This is a genomic window from Streptomyces monticola (genome assembly GCF_042665355.1).
In the GTDB taxonomy this organism is placed as follows: domain Bacteria; phylum Actinomycetota; class Actinomycetes; order Streptomycetales; family Streptomycetaceae; genus Streptomyces; species Streptomyces monticola.
Genome location: NZ_JBHTCF010000001.1, coordinates 719,346 through 739,865, shown reverse-complemented (window position 1 = coordinate 739,865; position 20,520 = coordinate 719,346). Strand labels below are relative to the sequence as shown.

Genomic DNA, 20,520 nt, shown 5'->3' with positions numbered 1-20,520 from the left:
GGTGGGGTGTTGAGGGTCGGCGTGCGTCATGCACCGGGTACGGGGACCACGTGCCTGTATTGGGTCGGGCGCCCGTGGCGCGGAGGGTTCAGGCGTTGCGGCGTTTGCGGGCCAGGGCGACGGCTCCTGCGGCCAGGGCTGCTACTGCTGCGGCGATGCCCGCAATGAGCCCGAGTTGGCTGTTGTTGGTCTTCTCGTCGCCCTCCGCCGAGGCGGCGCCGCCCTTCTCTTGGCCCTTCGCCTGCTGCGACGACGCCGAATCGGTGGGAGAAGGGCTCTTCGATTCCGCAGGGTCGACGTCGGTCAGAGGGTTGATGTCTGCCGTGCCGGGGTTGCCCTTGCCATTCGCTACGTTGACGACCGGGCGAACTACGCCATGACCGAGGTACTTGCTTCGGTCCCCGTCCTTCCACGTACGGCCTGCTGTCTGAAAGAGAACACGAAGGACCTGGTTGGCGTTCCACTCGGGATGTGCGGACCAGACCAGGGCGGCGGAGGCCGATGCAATCGCGGTCGCTGCACTGGTTCCGCCGCCGTCGCAGTAGCGCTTGAAACTCGCGTCGCACCAGCGCGGGATGTCGACTCCTGGAGCAGCGAGATCCACATAATCGCCGTGCTGGGAGGTCTTTGCCACCTTGCCCTTGCGGTCGACGGAGGCAACACCGGCAACCAGCCTCTGTGACGCCGGGTATTGGCGCTTGTTGCCTTCCTTGGCGTTGTCGCCGGTGCCTGCGATCACCAGCTTTCCCTTGCTGGAGGCGTAGTCCACTGCACTGTCTGCGTGCAGATTGACGCCGATCGCGTGTTCGTTTCGGACGTTGAGGGCGATGATCTGGGCGTCGCTGTCTGCGGCGGCGCGGATGGCGTGGTAGAGCGGGTCGCGTTCGATCCAGGTTCCGGGTGGGAGCTGGTCGTGCTTCAGCAGGGGGACCCGGAACGGAATGATCTTTGCTCCGGGGGCGAGCCCTTGGAGTCCGCCGCCCTTGCCGGTTCCGGCGATCAATTCGGCCGTGGTGGTGCCTTGGCCGTTGGTGTCGTTGGTGTTTCCGCCCTTCTCGACAGTGGCGTCCACACCCTTGAGGACCTGCCCCTTGAGCGAGGGGGTGTTCGGGTTCACGCCGGAGTCGATGACGGCGACCTTGATGCCCTTGCCAGTGGACTTTTCCCAGACCTTCTTCGCGTACAGGAGGTCCAGATACCACTGTTTGGACTGCACGTCATCGGCCGCGGCCGCCGGCGCCGTGCCCGACAGGGCAATGGTCCAGGCGCCCAGCGCGGCTCCCACGGCGAGCAGCCCCCGCCGCAGCGGACGTGAGGAGTGACGCCGTTGGCGGGCATTGCTGATGCTTGCGGTCATGCTGACTTCCGGACCTTCCCCGTGCCTAGTCGATCACCGGAGGCGCGGTGTTCCGCCGCCGGGATTCCCACGTTTCCTCGTCTTCCGTGAGGTAGTCCGGACGCTCTCCGCCGCGGTCTTGCTCCTCGTCGCCTGGCCGCTGCTGTCGCGGGCGCCCACCGGCCAGGCCTGCACCGCCTGTCGTGGAACCTCCAGTGCCGGGCCGGGATCCCGTGGTGCTACTGCGCGGAGTGCCGACGACACCGTTCGCGGCGGGTGTGCCGCGCCCGGTGGGACGGGGACCACCGGCTGCCGGCTGTGACCCGACCACCCCTGCTTGTCCTCCCGGTCTGGGGGCGGAGCCGCGGCTCGGCGCGGTGGGTTCCGAACCGATGACGCTGCCGCGCGGGACGCGGGAAGCGCCGCTGGTCGGGCCTGTAGTTGTGCGCTGCGGCGTACCACCAACGATTCCGTCGGCACGGCCAACCGGGCGAGGCCCTGTGGGAGTGCCGGAGCTCGTGCGCCCCGTGGCGGGCTGCGCAGCACTGGGGCGCCCCGTGATGGGGGGCTGGTTTGTGGGGCCTGTGCCCGGCCTTCCCGACGTGGCTGGACCGCGGCCAGTCACGCCGGGCCGATCGACCGTGGTCGCACGTCCCGTCACGGGGGGATTGCCGCTTTGAGCGGTGGGCCGACCAACAGGTCCGGAGCGTCCGGTGGGCGTTGCAGTGTTGCGGGCCGTGCCAGCGCGTCCTGTTGGTGTGGGGGTCGTGCTGGACTGTCCAGGGCGGCCAATGGTCCGGGGGTTGGGTGAATTGGTTTTCGACGTACCGTTTCCTGCCCCAGTGGGGCGCTGCGTGACGTTCGGCAGAGGAGTGCCGAGGCCACTTCCCGGAGGAGGCAGCGGATTGTTGGAGGGTCCGGCAGGCCCCGTGGTTGTGGGAGGAGGAGCCGGGTTCTGGCTGGGAACTGGTGCCGGCGGCGAAGTAACGGTGTCGATCTGGACCGACGTACCGGGCGTCCCGGACGGAGAAGCACCGGGAGTCCCGGGCGGAGAAGTATTGGGAGTCCCGATCTGGCCAGGGCCTGCCATGTGGGAGGGTCCTCCGGATGCCTCCCCGGAGCCGCCATCGCCGGGAGTTACGTGACCTGTTGAACCAGCCGCCGTCACTCCGGTTGCTCCCGAAGCCACCGGAGCAGCTCCTGCGGAGCCGGAGGGCTGGGGCACTGCTGCATTCACCGGCTTGGGGGGCAAGGGGGGCTTCTGGGACGCCAGGGTCTGCTCGGAGACCGCGTAGAACGAGGCCAACCGGTTCATCTGGTTGATGGCCTCTTGGCGGTCTTTCTCGACCTTCATGGCCTCTTGGTAATCGGTGTTGCCGTCCGTCTTCTCCACAGACGTGAAGTCATCGGGGCGCTTGCGGACGATGCGCGTGTCACGCGGCGGGCGTGAACTGCGTACGGATGCGAGGCCGGTGCTGGCCACCGCCATCTGTGTGGACGCCACGTTCGCGAAGGAGGCAACTTCCCAAGCGTGCTTGGTGAGTTCGCTCCCGTACCGCTGGAACTCCCGGCCGGACTCGCCCTCCCAGTCCGTCTTCTTCAGGTAGTCGTCCAGTTCCCTTGCGGCGTCGTTGAGCGAGTCCCTCGCCTTGCCCAGGGCGTTGCCGACCTGTTCCAAGTCTTCCGGGTTGGCTGTCTCGATGAGGTCGAGCATCGAGTTGAGCTCGCGTCCTTCGAAGCTGGTCTTGCCGAAGAGGCCGCCTGAGCCGCTGGCGCCGAAGGGCAACGGCATGGTGGCCATCGACTCCATGGCGTTGACCGCGCCGTACTGCGTTCGGAGAGCATCCGAGGTCGCCTCTTGCTGCTGCTCGGGCGTCGGGTCCGGCTGCGGGTTTCCGTCTGGTCTCATCAGTTCTCCCCGAACACGCCTTCAGAACTGGAATCTTTCGCCTCGTCTGCGCCGGTGTCGCGCTTCGACAGCGCCTCTTCCCGTTCTTGCAGGAGGCGGGCCTGAATCGCATGGAACCGAGCCCGATGCTCTTCCTCGAGGTTCTCGAACCCGACCTCCGTCCCCCGCACAGCGATCCGCAGCATCGTGATCTGCTCGCCGAGGGACTTGGACAGCGACACGAGCTGTTCGTGGACGCGGTTGTACTGGCCGTACAGGCCGTCCGCCTCCGCGAAGGGGGCGTTGCCGCCGCTGAGGGAGCTGCGGGCGATGCGCTGGGCGGCCATTTTCGTACTGCCTGCCGCGCCTCCCTCAAGTTCCGTCAGGAGTGCGTCCACACGCTTCTGGAACTTCTCCAGCGCGCCCACTCCGAGCCTGAGGTCACCGCCTCCGCCGCTTGCGTCAGCCACGATGTCCGTCCTCCCCGTTTCCCCGTCCGCACCGCCGGCGAAGTTTCCGCCAGGCGAAACTGCTGCACTACCGCGAACATCGCTGTTCACATGCCTATCACCCTAACCAAGGGGTCTGACAGTCCGAACCGGTTTCTCGGCCAACTCGCCTCACTGAACACACGGTTCACAGCGGCCCGCGGTTTCAACTGCGGCAACTTCTCCTGGGCTCCGTTGCGTTCCGTCGAGCACGTCCAGATGTGGGCGAATTGTCAGCTGCATTAGCGTCGGCCATCTCATGTGCCCGCCTTCCTCTTCGCCCGTCGGCGGGCATCGCGGATCGCCACTGCGCCGCCCGCGATAATCGCCACCAAAACGGAACTGCCGACTACCACATATGCGCCGAGGCGGGATGCCCGCTCTTGGGCTGTTTCTCCAAGAGGCAGGGCAACTGCAGAAGGAGGCTTTGCCTTCTCCGCGCTGTCGTTGCCGGGGACCGGCTGCTCGATGGGCTCATCGGCCTCGGCGAGGGCGCGTACCGGGTCGACGACGCCCCAACCCACAAGGCGGTCGTGGCCGGAGGTGGCGCGCTCCGCGGTCTGCATGATCTGGGCGTTGATCTGCCGCGGGGTCCAGGTGGGTTGCTTCTCCTTGAGGAGCGCGGCCACGCCGGTGACGTAGGGGGCGGAGAAGCTGGTGCCGTTGTCGGAGCAGTGGCCACCACCGGGAACTGTGGAGATCATGTCGACGCCCGGGGCCGCGACGTCGACGGACTCGCTGGACTGGGAGAAGGCCGCGCGTTCGTTGTTGCGGTCGGACGCGGCGACGGCCAGGACCCCCTCGTACGAAGCCGGGTAGGTATCTTTGACGTTTCCTCCGAGGCCGTCATTGCCGGCCGAGGCCACGACGACGACCTTCTTCGCAAGGGCCTCGTTCACTGCCTGCTTGAGTTCGGAGGTGGGCTCTACGGCGTTCGCGGTGTCCTGGGAAATATTGATCACGTCGGCTCGCGCGGGGCCTGCGGCATAGCGGATGGCCGCCGCGAGGGTTTCTGTCGTGCCGTGGCCTTCGGCGTCGTTCTGCTGGATGGGAATGACCGTGGCCTCGGGAGCCAGGCCGACGAAGCCTGTTCCTTTCATCGGGCGGGCCGCGATGATGCCCGCGACTTTCGTACCGTGGCCGACTGAATCAGAAGTTCCGTTCTCTTTTCCGCGCTCGATCTTGTTGCCGTTTTCGTCCTTGAGGTTCTTCCGCATGAAGTTGCGGCCGCTCCTCACGTCCACGGCCTTCGCGAGCTGACGATTCTTGACGTCGACCCCTGTATCGATGACCGCTACGCGTACGCCCTTCCCGGTCGACTGCTTCCACGCCTCGTCGAGGAGGACGCGCTGCAGCGACCACGGCCGGCCGGCGTAGGGCTTGTCGGGGAACGTGCATTGGTCGGGGGCTTCGTCCGCGGCGGCAGGGGTGGCGGCCGGTGTCGAGAGGACAAGGAGCGGAGCTGCGAGGACGCCCAGCATGAGTGTCACGGCCGAGCGCGTCCGTGACACCGGGACCGTGCCCGCGCGCGAACCCGGCCTGTGCAGAAGACGCATCCGCATCGCTCACGCCCCCTGCGGCTGCAGCGCCGCCCCGGTCGACAGGCGTGGGCCGGTGGGCAGAAACGCGGACCAGGCCGCCGGGATGGGGGCCGGGGTCACGTTTTCGTAGCCGAGCCGGTTCTGCGCCTGCTGGGCCTCGGCAAGGCGTGCCTCCTGCTGCTCCTTGCGCTGCTTCGCCGATCCGGAGGAGCCGATGCCGGCGTCGTCCGTAGCGCTGTCGCCGTTGGACTGCATGGCGTAGCGCAGGCCGGTGTCGGTGACCAGGAAGGTGAAGCCCGAAGCGGTCGTCGAGCCCTTGAACTGGCGGAAGAGCTGGCCCGATCCCGGAGTGACGTACGCGCTGCTGGAGCCGGTGGGCAGGGGTGCGGGAAAGTCGGTGCCTGCCCAGGTACTCAGGGTTGTGGCGCCCTCCTTGTCCTCGTCCACGTCGCGCAGCACGTTGCACACGGTGTTCCGGCTGCCCTCGTCGGTGCTCGCGGAGTTGACCGGGGTGGGCTCCGCGTAGGGCCAGGTCTTGTCCTGCCCGAAGGGCGCACCGGGAGTGAAGGCGGCCGGGCTGACACGCTGTGCCGCTACCTGCCCGAGGCCGACCAGATCTTCGCTGGCGAGCAGGAGTTTGGCGGTGAAGTCCGAGATCGGCGCGACTCGTTCCTTCAGGACCACGTACTTCTGCATCTTGGTCCCCGAGGTGGCTTCCAGAATCATGCCGACCTTGTTCGCGGCAGGCTCCAGGTTGCCCTGGATCCCGGCATCGCCCCCCGGGCGGTCGGGGAGCTTCGGGAAGGAGATGGCGTCGCCTCGGTGCAGTGTGCTCAGGTAGGCGGACGAGACGCGCTGGGGTGTGCGGTCAGCGCCGACCACCTGGCGCAGCAGGCCTTCGTCGTTCTGGACGGGGTACGCCGTGCCCTGGGCGTCGACCACATAGCGGGTGCGGTCCGGGCCCTGGACGTACAACAGCTCGCCGCCGGTGAGGCGCTCGCGGCCCTCGGTGCGGTGCAGGTCGCGCTGGGCGAGGATGAACGCCGCCTTCTGGATCGCCCGGCCGCCCTCGCCGGGCCGTTCGCAGACCGCCCAGCGCTTCTTCGCCCCGGCCTCCTTGGCCTCGGGCAGCCGGTCGGGGGCGTAGGGAATGCCGAGGGTCGGGCCGTGCGGAACCTTGCCGCTGTCGAGCACCGACTCGTCGACGTTGATGATCTTGCCCTTGTCGGGGGTGAGCAGGAGCTTCGCGGATGACATGTTGAGGACGGGGTGGAGCTGGACCTTGCCGTCGGTCTTGAGGACCACGTAGCGGGTGGTCGACTTGCTGGAGATGATGATGTGCTCGCCCGCCACGTCCCACTTCGGTGGCGCGGCGGGCTTGAACATCCCCCAGGCGCCGAAGGCTGCCAGGACCACGACCGCGACGATCAGCCCGGGCATCACCGCGCGCAGCGGGCGCGGCCAGGCTTCCTCCGTACCGCTGGCACTGGGCTGAAGGAACTGCGCGATCAGCCGCCGCCGCGCGAAGGTGTAGGCGTTGAGCTCATCCCGCCGTGATGCCATCTTTCCGGTGCCTCTTTCCCCCATCGGGCCGTCGGTTGAAGCGAGTTGCCGAGGCCGTGTTGCTGTTTTGATCGTCGCGGAGGGCGCTCACCGCGTCTACTGCGCGCCCCGCCTCATGAGGACAGCGAGCGCATTCGGTGGTACGCGTCGAACACCGCGAGACACAACGGCAGCAGCGTCAACAGCACGAAGCTCTCCCCGATCTCCAGGAAGCGTCCCCAGAACGGCGTGACGCCCTTGCGCGGCACGACCAGCGAGATCGCCGCGATCATCGTGGCGACGGCGGCGACCGCCACCGACAGCCACACGAGGCGAATATCGAGTGCCGTGCTGTCGCCCCGCAGTGCCTTCAGGACCATGTCCACGGGCGGGTTGAGGCTCAGGCCGAGGCCGAGCAGCACCAGGGAGGCAAGCCCGGCGGCGAGCGCGCAGCCGACTTGCACCGTGTGCCGGAACAGATGGGCCCGCGTCAGCATGGCCAGACCCGTGGCGAATGCGAGGAGTTGGGCCCACAGGTCGTCCGAGAACCCGAGCACGGCGGCCGCCCCGACCACGACCAGGGCACAGCCGCCGACCAGGCCGACCAGGAGTTCGTGCCCGCGCCGTGCCTGGGCGGCGATGCGCTCGGCATCGATGTCGACCGGCTCCTCGATCTCATCCTCGAAGTCGAGGGTGGCGGCGGAGCGCGGCGGGGCGAAGCCGATGGGCAGGCGGGCGAATCGGGTGGACAGGCCGGGAAGAAAGGCGAGCATGCCCACGGCGAGCGGGGAGCAGATCGAGGCGGTCTCGGTCGGCTCGAAGTCGGCGAGGATTGCCACGAACGTCATGACCAGGCCGATGGCGGAAGCGAAGACGAAGGCCACGAACGGGCCGTCGCCGCTCGGCGTGACAATCACGAGCACGACCGAGGCCACCAGGACGGCCCCGCAGGCCAGCAGGAACTGCAGCTTGCCGATGCCTTGCCCGGCCGCCAGCGGGAGCATGCCCGTACCGGCAACGCCCAGGTTCGCCAGCGCAGCGATGCCGAGTGCGAGCGAAGCGCCGCGATCTCCGTACACCCGGGCCCGCACGGCGGCGAGCGCGAGCAGCACCAGACCGGAGACCGCGGTGAGAATGCCCGGCAAACCGTGCATGTCGTGCCGCAGATCCGAGGTCCAGGCCACAAAGGCGAGCAGGACGAGCAGGACGGACGCTCCGAAGAGCCCCGCGCCGCGCATCAACTCATCGCTCCACAGGGTGCGGTCGCGGGTGACGGCGCTGGCGGTGGCATGGCTGACATCGTCGAAGACAGCGGGCGGCAATGAATCGGAGAACGGGCGCAGGGAGAGAACCTCGCCGTCGACGATGCGCTGGGCGGTCAGCGACCGCGCCTCGTCGAGCACAGTGCCGTCCCGGCGCACCAGGTGGTAACCGACCGGTGCACCCGGGGCCGGACTCTGCCCGGAAAGACGGAGGATTTCCGGATAGAGGTACGCGAGCGGAATGTCATCGGGCAAGGCGACATCGATACGGCTGTCCGGCGCCGCCACGATGATGCGGCGGAAACCGGCGCCACGGCCCGCCGGTTCCCGAGGGGCGGACATTCCGCCGCCTGCCGCTTGAACCGTCGAACTCACCTGCTGCTCCCCCTCCACGCTCTCGCCGGGGCCTGGGCTCGCCCTTATCCCCATTGACCGCGAATGGCCCTGATTTTTATTGATAGTTCGCGGGTGCGTACACGCGTCGCGTCACCCTACCGCTCACGGTGTCGGTGTCCGCCAGTAGGATCCCCAGCGGTTGGAGCCGGTGCCACGGGGGTGCGAGGGGCTATTTCCAGCCACCGAGGGGATGGGTGAGCTTTGAGCCAGATCGTCGTCAAGCGACCGCCGCGCGCCCTGCCGCCCGAAGTGCCCGCAGGCCCGGTGCAGTTGCAACCCCCGCCCGAACTGCCGCGAGGACAGCAGGAGGGCGCGCTCATGCAGCTGCTTCCGATGCTGGGCATGGGTGGTTCCGTCGTCTTCTTCTTCATGACCCCGAACCCGATCATGAAGGTCATGGGCGTGGTCATGATTGCCGCCACGCTCGGTATGGGCATTGCGATGCTGGTGCGTTATCGCCGGGGCACCCAGGGCCAGCTCGCCGATATGCGGCGCGACTACCTAAAGTACCTGGCAAAAACGAGGCGTTCGGTCACGAAGACGGCGCGGCTGCAGCGCGATGCCCAGTTCTATCTGCATCCCGCCCCCGAGCAGCTGTGGGCCCTGGTCGCCGAGGGCAGCCGCACCTGGGAGCGCCGGATCAGTGACGACGACTTCGGGCAGGTACGGATCGGCCTGGGCAGCCAGCAGCTCGCCACCCCGCTGGTGGCGCCCGAGACCGCGCCCGTCGATGAGCTCGAACCCCTCACTGCCGGCGCCATGCGCCAATTCCTCAGCGCGCACAGCACCATGGACGGCCTGCCCCTGGCGGTCTCGCTGCGCGCCTTCTACCACGTGACCATCAGCGGCGACGAGATGTCCGTGCGAGCCTCGGCCCGCGCGCTGGTCGCCTCCCTGGTCTCCCTGCACTCCCCCGAGGACCTGGTCGTAGGCATCACCGCCGCCCGCGACACCGCGGACCGCTGGGAATGGACGAAGTGGCTGCCCCACGTCCAGGGCAAGGACACCGACGGTGCCGGCCGCAGCCGCCTCATCACCTCCACCACGGCCGAGCTCGAAAACCTCCTCGCCGACCGGCTCGAAGGCCGCCCCCGCTTCCAGCCCGGCGGCCAGCCCCTCCTCGATCAGCCGCACCTCGTCGTCATCCTCGACGGCGAGGCCCTGTCCCCCATGTCCGCCCTCGCCGCGGCCGAAGGGCTCCAGGGCGTCACCGTCATCGAGATCCTGCCCGGCAGGCCCAGCGGCACCCGCGGCGGCCTCTCCGTCGACGTACACCCCAACCTGCTGCGCCTGGAATCCGGCAACGGCCTGGTCTACGAGGGCACACCGGACCGCCTCAGCCACGAGGCGGCCGAAGCGCTCGCCCTTCAACTCGCCCCCCTCTACATGGCCTCGGGCAGCGACTCCGACGAACCCCTGCTCGCCAACCTCGACTTCACCGACCTGCTGAACCTGGACGACGCCGAGTCCGTAGACGTCAGCCGCACCTGGCGGCCCCGCTCACGCACCGACCGCCTTCGCGTGCCCATCGGCGTCGGCGAGGACGGCACCCCCGTCATGCTGGACCTCAAGGAAGCAGCCCAAGAAGGCATGGGCCCGCACGGCCTGTGCGTGGGCGCCACCGGCTCCGGCAAGTCGGAACTGCTGCGCACCCTCGTCCTCGGCCTCGCTGTGACCCACTCCTCCCAGACCCTCAACTTCGTCCTCGCGGACTTCAAGGGCGGCGCCACCTTCGCCGGCATGGCCGACCTGCCGCATGTCGCCGCGGTCATCACCAACCTCGCCGACGACCTCACCCTCGTCGACCGCATGGGCGATTCCATCCGCGGCGAACTCAACCGCCGCCAGGAACTGCTGCGCCAGAGCGGCAACTTCGCCAACATCACGGACTACGAGAAGGCCCGCGCCGCCGGTCACGCCCTGGACCCCATCCCGTCCCTGGTCATCGTCATCGACGAGTTCAGCGAACTCCTCACGGCCAAGCCCGAGTTCATCGAAATGTTCGTCCAGATCGGCCGTATCGGCCGCTCCCTGGGCGTCCATCTGCTGCTCGCCTCGCAACGCCTGGAGGAGGGCCGGCTGCGCGGCCTGGAGACCTACCTCTCCTACCGCGTCGGTCTGCGCACCTTCTCCGAGGCCGAGTCACGCGCCGCGCTCGGCGTCCCGGACGCCTACCACCTGCCGAACGTCCCCGGCTCGGGCTACCTCAAGTACGGCACCGACGAAACGGCCCGCTTCAAGGCCGCCTACGTCTCCGGCCCGCACCGCCCCGCCTCCGACCGCTCGGTGACACCGGACGGACAACTCCCCGTCGACCGCCGCCCCGTGCCCTTCACTGCCGCCCCCGTACCGGTGCAGTACGCACAGCCCGATCCCCGCACCCTCGTCCCGGACCCCCGCACCCCAGCCGAGGGTGACGCGCTGACCGACACCGTGCTCGACGTCATCGTCCGCCAGCTCGACGGACAGGGCCCTGCCGCCCACCAGGTATGGCTGCCACCACTGGACAATCCACCGCCCCTGGACGCCCTGCTACCCGGCCTCGCCACCGTCCAAGGACGCGGCCTGACCCAGCCCGGCTACGACGGCGCAGGCCGCCTGATCGTCCCCCTCGGCGTACTCGACAAGCCCTTCGAGCAACGCCGCGACACCCTCTACCGCGACTTCTCCGGCGCCGCCGGCCATATGCAGATCATCGGCGGCCCACAATCCGGCAAGTCGACGCTCCTGCGCACCCTCGCCTCCGCCTTCGCCCTCACCCACACCCCACAGGAAGTCCAGTTCTACGGCCTGGACTTCGGCGGCGGAGGCATGGCCTCAATCTCCGACCTGCCGCACGTCGGCGGCGTCGCCTCCCGCCTCGACCCCGAACGCGTACGCCGCACGGTCGCCGAGGTGTACGGCATCCTCACCCGCCGCGAGGAGTACTTCCGCAGCGCCGGCATCGACTCCATCGCCACCTACCGCCGCATGCGCGCCCGAGGCGACATCTCCGTCACCGACCAGCCCTGGGGCGACGTCTTCCTCCTGATCGACGGCTGGGGCAACTTCCGCACGGAATACGAGGCCTTGGAGTCCGCTGTCCTCGAAATCGCGGCCCGCGGCCTCGGCTACGGCATCCATCTCGTCCTCACCGCCTCACGCGCCATGGAGGTCCGCGCCAACCTCAAGGACCTCCTCATGAACCGCCTGGAGCTCCGCCTCGGCGACACCATGGACTCCGAACTCGACCGCAAGCAGGCCGCCAACGTCCCCACCGGCGTCCCCGGCCGCGGCATCAGCCCGGAATCCCTGCACTTCATGGCAGCAATACCGCGCATCGACGGCACCCACACCGACACCGACCTGTCCGAGGCCACGGCCGCCATGGCCAAGGCAATCGCCCAGCACTGGACAGCACCCGCGGCCCCGGCCGTCCGCCTGCTCCCCCGCGAACTCCCCCTCGCCCAACTCCCCGCGGGCCGCACGGAACCCGAGCGCGGCATCGCCTTCGCCCTCGACGAGAACAACCTCGAACCGGTCTTCCTCAACCTCGAACAGGACCCGTTCTTCCTCGTCTTCGGCGAAAGCGAATCCGGCAAGTCCAACCTGCTCCACCTGCTCATCAAACAACTCACCGACCGCTACGACGGCGACACCTGCAAACTGTTCGTCGTCGACAACCGCCGCTCACTGCTCGACGCCACGCCGCGCACCCACCTGGCCGAGTACATCCCCATGTCCAACGCCATGGACCACCACATGGAGGCCCTGGCCGGCCTCATGAAACGCCGCACCCCCTCCCCCGACGTCACCGCCCAAGAACTCCGCGACCGCAGCTGGTGGCAAGGCCCCACGGTGTACGTCGTCATCGACGACTACGACCTCGTCTCCAACTCCACCGGCAACCCCCTGGCCCCCCTCACCGAACTCCTCCCCTTCGCCCGCGACGTAGGAGTCCGCTTCATCATCGCCCGCAACACAGCCGGCGCCGGCCGCTCCGCCTACGAACCCTTCATGCAACGCATCAAGGAACTCGGAGCACAGGGAGTCGTGCTCTCCGGCGACCCCAACGAGGGCGACATCCTCGGCAACGTAAGGCCGCGACCGATGCCACCGGGGCGAGGCATCTTCGTCTCACGGCGGCGAGGGAATCCGTTGGTGCAGACAGGGTTGGTGGCCCTGGAAGGGTAATCTGAAAGAGTCGAAGGCCGATGATTCACCAAGACAGAGCTGCGAACCACCGGCTTCTCGATCCTGCCACCCCTATGCAACCCGCACGACTTAAAGTGAAGCAAGCACCGCTTCGCGCCTTGAGGTAGAGCTACTCCGCCCCAGAGGCACGGTCCCACTCTCCTTCGAAGGGGCTGGAGTCGACAACGGCGCGGCGTCCCCCGCTCAAACGGTCCTACGTTGGCGGAAGCTGAGATAGCGACTGCTGGTGCTGCATCTGATCCAGCTGCACACGTGTCGCGGTAAGTGGCTCAGCGATACTGATCTGCCCTTTTCGGCCTACCCTTGGATGCCGTTACAAAGTGGAACCACCAGACCGGGTTGATGAAGTTCAACCAGTTCCTTCTGTTCTTCAAGTGCCGCGCCTGCCGGGCTGGGGAAAGGCTACTCGCTGACAGCCTCGATCGAGCTCCACGCACATTTGGTGTCGCGATCGGTCAAGAAGTCACTCAAATACAGTTCCGTAGGCTAGGTGACATCCTTCAAGCCCAGCCCTTCTCCTGGTACCGAAGCACCCCATCCCTGCCCGCAGTGAACGTAAACGGGATTCCCTACCAGGACTATCCCCCCAGAAACGAGAGAACCCCAACTCCCTTTTCGCGTTTCACACTTCAGAGCTCATCCCCTGAGCCTTGTCTTCCAACGCATTGAGCATCCGGTCGAGATCAGAGTTGGCACTAATGCAGAACTCAGGGTCCGCCTCCATGATCTGCACCAAGGCCTCGGAGAATCCCCTCCTGCCCAGTTTTGAAGCCTCGTCCAGTAGCCTGCTGGGCGCCAACAGCCAATTCCTGCTCGACGCATCAAAGGACCACGAGACATCCGTCGGCACCTCATCGAAGACACGCTGGATCATGACACCCAGACCTTCATCGGGATCCTTGTAGCGCCAGGAAATATAGGGAACCTGCGGGTATCCGTACATCGGGTGCTCCGACGGCGTGGACTTATACCAGCCGAGTTCGCCAAATTCTCCGAGGATCTGCCGGATGCGATTACTACGAGCAGACACGAAGCAGGCCTCCAGAGCCATCACGGAACTTAGAACAGCGGACCGTCATACCCGCCATCCCCAATTACTACCTTTTCCCCCTGGTTGAGATGACGCAGTGCCCTCTTGTAGTCACCAAGAGGAATCGGGTTCTGCGACATCTCCGGATCATAGACGTACCGCCCATCCGTATAGACGTCGTGGTACCTGTAATCCGTCACAACCCTTCCACCTTCCGAGGGGATGCGAACATCCTCGCCCGAATGCGTTGTGAAATTGATTATCTTCCCGTCACCGTCGGATCTGCGCATGATGTACTCGGCGATCTCCGAGCAGTCGATGTTTCCGCCGACAGGAGCTTGCCTCATCGCGTCAAGGACTGAGCTGTTCGGGGGGTGCGCAGGGTTGGGTTCTCGAAAGTCGAACGGTCCACGCTTCTCTTCCGAGTAGTCAGGGGCCAACCCTAGGGGGTCGGCCTGGGTGTGGGGATTCTGGACGTAAGTGTTGGGGTTGGGAGCCGGGGCCAACCCAAGAGCGTCAGACGTTAGGTAGCGGGCGGTTTCCGGATCGTAAGTTCGGAAGTAGTTGTAGTGAAGGCCCGTCTCCGCGTCGAAATACTGCCCGGGAAAGCGCAGTGGCGTATAGGCCGTTGCACTGCGATGGTTCCAGGCTGTTGTTCCCCACACTGTACTTCGCGTACGCCATGTGATGTCCCCCTGCTCATTGAGGAGTTCGGTGGGGGCACCGACCAGGTCTGTGATGATCGCGAAGAATCGGCTGTCGATTTCCTGTTGTGGCTCTTCGCCGGCGAGTATGCGTTCCGTTTGAGCGATGGGACGCTGGCCTTGGTGATCCCAGGTGAGGATGACAGCTGATGGGGAGGCTACGGAGGTGCGGCTGGTCTGCTCACACAGCGTCGAGCCATCCCATGTGAAGTCGACCTGCTCTACTACTTCTCCAGAACCGTCCGATGCTAGGCGCTGTTTCGCCGTGCGTCGCCCGAGTGGGTCGTATAGGTACCGCCATGTCGTGCCGTCGGGGGTGACCACCGACGTCAGTCGGTCCTCCGCGTCCCAGGCATATCGCCAGGTGTCCGGTTTGCGGGACAGTCGGGTCTTCTGACGTAGGACGACGCGACCTTGGGCATCGTGTTCGTATCGAATGCCTCCTGCGGTCTTGATACGGGTCCCGTTGTACGTGCGCAGTCCTGAAGCCTCGTGGCCTGGGTGCGTGTCGGGCCACGAGGCACTTGTCTGGTTTCCGGCGGTGTCGTAGGCATACGACTCCGTCCACCCCACCGCGTGCACTGCCGTGATACGACCCGCCGTGTCCAGGCCGAAATGGCGGGCTCCGTTGAGCTGGTCGTCGATACCGATGAGTTTGCCATCGCTGCGGTACTGGTACGCGCGGCGCTGGATCGACCCGCCATCCGCTCCTGTCACTGATTGGGCGGCGAGACGCCCCAGAGGATCAAAAGTGTTCGTGAAGGAAACGGGAGCCGTATCGCCGATGCGACGGGTCAGTTCACGGCCGACCGCATCGTGCTCAAACGCGATGGTGCGGCCGGATGCCACGAGCGCGGCACGATTTCCCATCGCGTCATATGTCCAGCTACTCGTCGCTCCTGTTGGTGTGGTGCGGCTTGTGCGACGACCCAAGGCGTCGTAGCTGAACGAGATCCTACGACCGTTGACAGTCTCGTACTTGAGGCGCCCTAGGCTGTCACGCAGCAAAGTCAGCGAAACGTTGGGTCCCGTCGCCTGAGCGAGCTGGTCCGTGAGGTCGTATTCGAAGGTCGTGACCCGCCCCTCGACGTTCTTACTCGCCAACTGGCCGAGTGCGTTGCGCTCGTAGGTGATTCTCTCGCCGAGACCATTCGTACGCGAGGTCAGACGATTCGCACTGTCGTAGGTATACGCCAGCGCCCGATCGTCAAAATCGGTCTCCGCTATCAGGCGACCGGCCGGGTCATAGTCATACCTCCACGTCAGGCCCTGGGGGTTGGTGACCTGCGTGAGGTGGAGTTCCGAGTCGTAGTCGAATTCGTAGCGCACTCCGTTCGGCTCTGTGCGGGCCTTCAGAAGATCGAAGTGCGTGTATTCGTAGGACGTCGTCACGCCCATAGCGTCCGTGTGCGCCGTGCAATTGCCTTCGCCGTCGTACACCCAGGACTCGGTCGAGCCATCGGGAGCCGTACGGCGGGCGAGCTTGCCTTCAACCGTCCACTCGAGCAGCGTGGTTGCACCCAGCGCATCCGTCACCGCGACCGGCCGGCCGAATGCGTCACGCCTGTAGCGGGTCGCCACCCCCTGCGGGCCCGTGATCTCCACGGGGAGACCGGCAGCATCGCAGCGGACAGTGGACATCACGCCGAGAGCGTTCGTCACTGCTGTGAGACGGCCAGCCTCGTCGTAGGCAAAGTGGGTGGTCCTGCCCAATGACGCAGTTGTTGCCGTTCGGTTGCCACGAGCGTCGTACTCCTGGCGCCAGACAGTGCCGTCCGGGTTCACAACCTTTACCGGCAGGCCGAGTTCGTTGTATTCGGCGCGCGTCTCACGGCCGTCCGGACGGATGACTGTGGTGAGGTTGCCTGCCTCGTCGTACCGGAATGTCGTGGTGTGACCGAGAGGGTCGGTGTGGCACAGCAATCGATTGTGGCGGTCGCGTTCGTACCGGTTCACTGCGCCCAGCGGGTCGATCTCCGCGACCACTTGGTGGATGTCGTTGATCACGTAGCGGCGTTCGTGGCCTCCGCCAGTGACCGCGCGGGTGACCCGCAGTCCGGTGGCGGGGTCGCTGCTGTCGTAGTCGAGGCGCAGGGCCATGTGGCCCTCGGTGCCGCCCTCGGCGATGCAGCGGTCCTGGGCGTCGTACTCGTAGGTGTAGCTGCGTTCGTTGGTGTCCGTCCACGAGGTGACGCGGCCGGCGTCGTCGTAGGCGAAGCGCAGCGGGAGGCCGGAGGAGCCTGTGACCTCTGTGAGATTGCCCTCGGTGTAGCCATAGCGGATCAGTTCCTGATCCGTTCCGCCCATTCCCGCCCCAGCTAGATGCAGGGCGGTGACTCGTTCCCCATCGGTGGTGACCCTTACTCGGTATCCGGCACAGTGCGCGATCTCCGTTGGTGCACCCTCAGCGTCGTACGAGAAGGTGATCCAGTTGCCGTTACGGTCGTCGATCTGCTCCAGGACCGACAGGTGCTCGTTGCGGTCGGTGAAGTGCCAGACCCGGCCTGCCACGGGATCGGTGATCGTGTAGCCGGCGCCGTCGGACGCCCGGTCGAGGGGCCAGCGGGGGCCGTGGCTGGGCAGGACCGGCACTCCGGGGGCGGGGTGAGGATACGCGAGGAGCAGGCCGTCGTCATGAATGAAGATGATGCCTTCGGAGTCGACTTCCAGGCGTTGGTCGACGGTGCTGGACCAGGACGGGCCGAACCAGTGGCCCAGGTGGTAGCCGGATTCCACCCGTCGCTTGAAAATCAGTGGCAGAACGCCGGGCAGAGTGACGTCGGTCTGCGGCAGGTACATCTTGCCGGTGGCCAGGTCGATCGGGTCCGTGTGCCTGGATTCGACGGCCTCGGGCTGCCTCGACGGCTCGGCGGGGTTTCGGGAGACTCCGTCGCGCGCGCTTGGCTTGGCACCGGTCTCAGCCGCCCCCTCCAGCCCGTTCTTCCCCGCGGTCCGGAACCCGGCCCGCCCGAACCCCGCCCCCTTGGTACTGGCCAGCTCGGGCAGTAGCCGCCCGATGAACTCCGAGCGGTCCGAGTTGAACGCGTCGAGGGCGTTCTTCGCCGTCCGCTGCGGCTGGGCCACGCTCGACACGAGGCCGGACAGGGTCATGCTGGCGTTCTGCATGTACGCGACGGGATGCGTCAGGTTGTACGGGTCCATCGGCAACAGGCCCCGGCCGAAGTTGACCAGACCCGCCCCACCCTTGATCACACCGCCCGCCACATGCGTGAGCTCCGTGCCCGCGCTCTGGGCGAGGTCAACGGTGTTCGCGGCCAGCTTGTCCAACGGCGCCGGCTCGGTCGGCGCGTGCTCCAGCGCCGCCTTCACCTCGTCGGCCGCGACCCTGCCCATGTCATCGCGCTGGCGGCGCGCTTCGGCCAGCAGGTCGGCGGCCTGCTTGAGGTCGGCCTCGCCCGGGTCGGAGAAGGGCTCCGGGCGCGGGCCGGGGTCCTGGTCCGCCTGGACGGCCGCGTTGTAGGTGTCAACGCGCTTGTTGTACGCGGCGACCGCCTGCTGCGAGGTCTCCTGGCCCCGCTTGTACAGCGCGATCGCGTCCGCGGCCTGCTGCTGTGCCCACTCCACCGTCTCGGCATACCGCTCCAGGGCCGTGGCCGCCTTGCCGCAGGCGTCCGCGGCGTGCAGCCACTTGGTGGGGTGCATCTCGAAGGTCCTGCGGAACGCCTCGGCGGCCTCGCCGCGCCAGCGGGAGGAATCCAGGCGCCGCATGCCGTCGCCGACCCGGTCGAACGCCTTGTAGAAGTCCCCCAGGTGCAGGGCGCTCGCCCGGATCTCGGCCGCACTGCCATGTACAAGGAGCTTGGGGTCATCGGTCTGGCCGAGCTGCTGCTCCCCCACCTTGGCGCCCAACTCCGACGCCGCTTTGTCGCCCCAACCCTCTACGTCGTCCGCGACGCCCTCGGCACCGACCGCGTCCAGCGCCCCGCCGGCCTTGTCGGTGGCCCAGTTGACGCCCTCGCCGAGCTTCTCCTTGCCGGAGTCGACGACATCGCCGAGCTTGTCGAGTCCGGCGTTGCCCGCGTTCTTGAACGCGTCGCCGACATCCCCGAAGCTGACCATCAGCTGTCGCCCCCGTCCCGCAGCGCCTGACGTTCGGCGGCCTCGGCCCGCTCCTGCGGCGACGGCCCGAACGCCTCGTCCAGGCCCGCCTCGTACTGCTCATCGGTCATTCCCGAGGCGTCGCGGGCCGCGCCCGTCAGCGGATCGGTCAGCGGGGACGTCGCCGCGTCCCGGCCGGCGTCCTGCCAGCCCTGGATCATGTTCTCCTTGGCCTTGAGGACGTCCGCGGGAGTATCGGCACTCGCGAAGGCGTGGTTGTCCTTGAGCTGATCCCAGCTCTTGGACGTCACCTCTTCCTCCGTCGCATAAGGGTTCCCGAACAGCGAGTTCGCACCGATCTTGAAGGTGCCTTCGACGTACTGCTCGGTCTCGTGATACGTGCCGACGTTCAAGCCGACGCCCTGCGCGAAGCGGTTGCCCTCCGCGATCAGCGTCCGCACGCCCCACTCCCAGCGCTCACAGAACGACCCGAACGCCTCCGCCAGCCCGGCATGCCCCAACTGCACACCAGTCAGGGATACTTCCTCAAAGCCGCGCCCGGCGCCCGCCTCGCCGACCATGCCGAGCTCCTTGAGCTCGTCCAGCGCAGCGTTGATGCCCCGCTCGATGTCACCAAGACCGTCGGCGGCCAGTTCCTTCCAGTCCATCCCCGCACACTCCCCCGAAAATGATCACCTCTGCTGCGGTACGCCGCCGCCGACGTCGTCGTTCAGGTCCACCGCCACCGCATCCGGCACGATGCCCTCCAGGGGCGGGAACAGCACGCCCTCCGCGCCGTCGGCCGCATCCAGCGCCACCCCGCACGGCATCCCCTCCGCGGCCACAGCGGGCACCGCGACATCCAGCAGACGAGCACCCAGCACCTGCTGGTACGTCCACTCCACAGAACCCGCACCCCGTGCAAGAGCAAATCGCGCCAACGCCGACTCATCCGAGAAGGCGAGAATCCACCTCACCCCGCCCGTGTCGGCCGTCCACAGCCCCGCCTCAGCCACGTCCTCATCCGCCCCGGAGGTCAACGGCACCAGAACCGGGCGGCGCCGGAACTCACCGAGCAGAGCGGCGAACTCCCGGCGCGCACGAGCCGCCTGCGCGTCGACAGTGGTGTCACGGGCTGCGCCCTGAGCCGGGGTGGCGTGGGCTGCCGATGGCTCGAAGTCACTGAGGCCACCGGCGGGCGACGGCTGCGACACCTCCCCCGGAGATGAGGCCTGGCCGATTCGCCCCCTTGCGGGTTCCGCCCCCGGCCCTTCCGCACCTGTCGGCCCGGACGTGTCCAGCAGGTCAGCAAGTCTCGACGGCCGCACTGGCCTCGAGATGTCACCCCCGTGCTCAACCATGCCGACACCCTCACACGTACGCATTATCGAATGCAATGCGTTACCGGCCAGAGGCTGGGCCCCGCGCAGGTCCGTAGGACCTGTCCGCTCGTCATCAGCGGAACCCAGCACCGCCCCTTCAGGCCGACCGCTCCACATGCGGGATCGCGTGCACCCGTTACGAGTTTCCGATCGGCGTCCGGTAGACGATCTTTCCGTCGTACTCCTCGAACCCCAGAGACCGGTAGAAGGCCCGGGCATCGGGGTTGGTCCGGTCTGTCATCCATTCCAGTCGGCTGCAGCCGGGGCGGGCTTGGGCGATGGCCCGCAGTTCGCGCATGAGGCGGCCGCCGACACCTTGGCGGCGGAGAGTGTCGCGGACGTAGAGCTCCTTGAGGAACATGGAGTGGGTCGATCCGGCGCTCGGCCACAGGAACGAGTACGCGGCGAGACCGACGAGCTCCCCGGAGGCGTCATCTTCGACGACCAGCGCCGATGCGAGGGGCGGAGAGCCGAAGAGGGCCTCTTCGACCTGAGTCTGCCGCTCCTCGAAGGGCTGGATCTCAGTGGTCCCGTAGAACCGCTCGATCTCCTCGATGAGTTCGGCCACGGCCACGATGTCCCGCTTGTCGACGGGACGGATGGTCACGGTCATCGACGTCTCCTGTTGTTGCTCTGGCTATTGTTCTTCACGTGTGTCCTTCGTGGTGCTGACGCCTGGTCTGGCGGGGCTCGCCGAA

11 protein-coding genes are annotated in these 20,520 nt (G+C 67.0%); 1 reads left to right on the top strand and 10 read right to left on the bottom strand.

Annotation, left to right across the window (positions count from 1 at the left end):
• Positions 1 to 88: 88 nt before the first annotated feature.
• From ACFQVC_RS03035 to eccD, 5 genes are all read right to left on the bottom strand, one after another.
• A complete protein-coding gene (locus ACFQVC_RS03035; RefSeq protein WP_381826087.1) occupies positions 89 to 1,357 on the bottom strand; it encodes a S8 family serine peptidase in 1,269 nt (422 codons plus the stop codon).
• A 1,887-nt stretch (positions 1,358 to 3,244) separates the two neighbouring features.
• Complete coding sequence (locus tag ACFQVC_RS03030; RefSeq protein WP_381826085.1) at positions 3,245 to 3,784, bottom strand: hypothetical protein; 540 nt, start codon at positions 3,782 to 3,784, stop codon at positions 3,245 to 3,247.
• 185 nt (positions 3,785 to 3,969) lie between these two features.
• A complete protein-coding gene (mycP, locus tag ACFQVC_RS03025; RefSeq protein ID WP_381826083.1) occupies positions 3,970 to 5,193 on the bottom strand; it encodes a type VII secretion-associated serine protease mycosin in 1,224 nt (407 codons plus the stop codon).
• A gap of 84 nt (positions 5,194 to 5,277) precedes the next feature.
• Complete coding sequence (gene eccB, locus ACFQVC_RS03020) at positions 5,278 to 6,816, bottom strand: type VII secretion protein EccB (RefSeq protein ID WP_381826081.1); 1,539 nt, start codon at positions 6,814 to 6,816, stop codon at positions 5,278 to 5,280.
• 113 nt (positions 6,817 to 6,929) lie between these two features.
• Positions 6,930 to 8,399, bottom strand: coding sequence for a type VII secretion integral membrane protein EccD (gene eccD / locus ACFQVC_RS03015; RefSeq protein WP_381826079.1), 1,470 nt, complete (start codon positions 8,397 to 8,399; stop codon positions 6,930 to 6,932).
• 255 nt (positions 8,400 to 8,654) lie between these two features.
• On the opposite strand from eccD, the gene eccCa reads away from it, so the two are divergent.
• A complete protein-coding gene (eccCa, locus tag ACFQVC_RS03010) occupies positions 8,655 to 12,626 on the top strand; it encodes a type VII secretion protein EccCa (protein ID WP_381826077.1) in 3,972 nt (1,323 codons plus the stop codon).
• Between the two features lie 643 nt (positions 12,627 to 13,269).
• Here the strand turns inward: eccCa and ACFQVC_RS03005 are convergent.
• The 5 genes from ACFQVC_RS03005 to haaN all read right to left on the bottom strand — a co-directional run bounded on the left by ACFQVC_RS03005 (position 13,270) and on the right by haaN (position 20,435).
• A complete protein-coding gene (locus ACFQVC_RS03005) occupies positions 13,270 to 13,701 on the bottom strand; it encodes a hypothetical protein (protein ID WP_381826075.1) in 432 nt (143 codons plus the stop codon).
• A gap of 5 nt (positions 13,702 to 13,706) precedes the next feature.
• Positions 13,707 to 18,461 carry a putative T7SS-secreted protein gene (locus ACFQVC_RS03000; RefSeq protein ID WP_381826073.1) on the bottom strand — a complete coding sequence of 1,585 codons (4,755 nt, stop codon included), beginning with the start codon at positions 18,459 to 18,461 and terminating at the stop codon, positions 13,707 to 13,709.
• Positions 18,461 to 19,108, bottom strand: a complete 648-nt coding sequence (locus ACFQVC_RS02995; protein WP_381826071.1) for a hypothetical protein — start codon at positions 19,106 to 19,108, stop codon at positions 18,461 to 18,463. The genes ACFQVC_RS03000 and ACFQVC_RS02995 overlap by 1 nt, the downstream gene beginning before the upstream one ends.
• 24 nt (positions 19,109 to 19,132) lie before the next feature.
• Entirely contained in the window at positions 19,133 to 19,654 is a 522-nt protein-coding gene (locus tag ACFQVC_RS02990) for a hypothetical protein (protein ID WP_381826069.1), read from the bottom strand.
• Between the two features lie 304 nt (positions 19,655 to 19,958).
• Entirely contained in the window at positions 19,959 to 20,435 is a 477-nt protein-coding gene (gene haaN, locus ACFQVC_RS02985) for a cyclophane-containing RiPP N-acetyltransferase HaaN (protein ID WP_381826067.1), read from the bottom strand.
• Positions 20,436 to 20,520 lie beyond the last annotated feature (85 nt).

Excerpts from the sequence above, each read along its gene's own strand:
- ACFQVC_RS03035 (WP_381826087.1), bottom strand. The coding sequence starts at position 1,357 with ATGACCGCAAGCATCAGCAATGCCCGCCAACGGCGTCACTCCTCACGT.
- mycP (WP_381826083.1), bottom strand. The coding sequence starts at position 5,193 with ATGCTGGGCGTCCTCGCAGCTCCGCTCCTTGTCCTCTCGACACCGGCC.
- eccB (WP_381826081.1), bottom strand. The coding sequence starts at position 6,816 with ATGGCATCACGGCGGGATGAGCTCAACGCCTACACCTTCGCGCGGCGG.
- eccD (WP_381826079.1), bottom strand. The coding sequence starts at position 8,399 with ATGTCCGCCCCTCGGGAACCGGCGGGCCGTGGCGCCGGTTTCCGCCGC.
- ACFQVC_RS03000 (WP_381826073.1), bottom strand. The coding sequence starts at position 18,461 with ATGGTCAGCTTCGGGGATGTCGGCGACGCGTTCAAGAACGCGGGCAAC.
- ACFQVC_RS02995 (WP_381826071.1), bottom strand. The coding sequence starts at position 19,108 with ATGGACTGGAAGGAACTGGCCGCCGACGGTCTTGGTGACATCGAGCGG.
- haaN (WP_381826067.1), bottom strand. The coding sequence starts at position 20,435 with ATGACCGTGACCATCCGTCCCGTCGACAAGCGGGACATCGTGGCCGTG.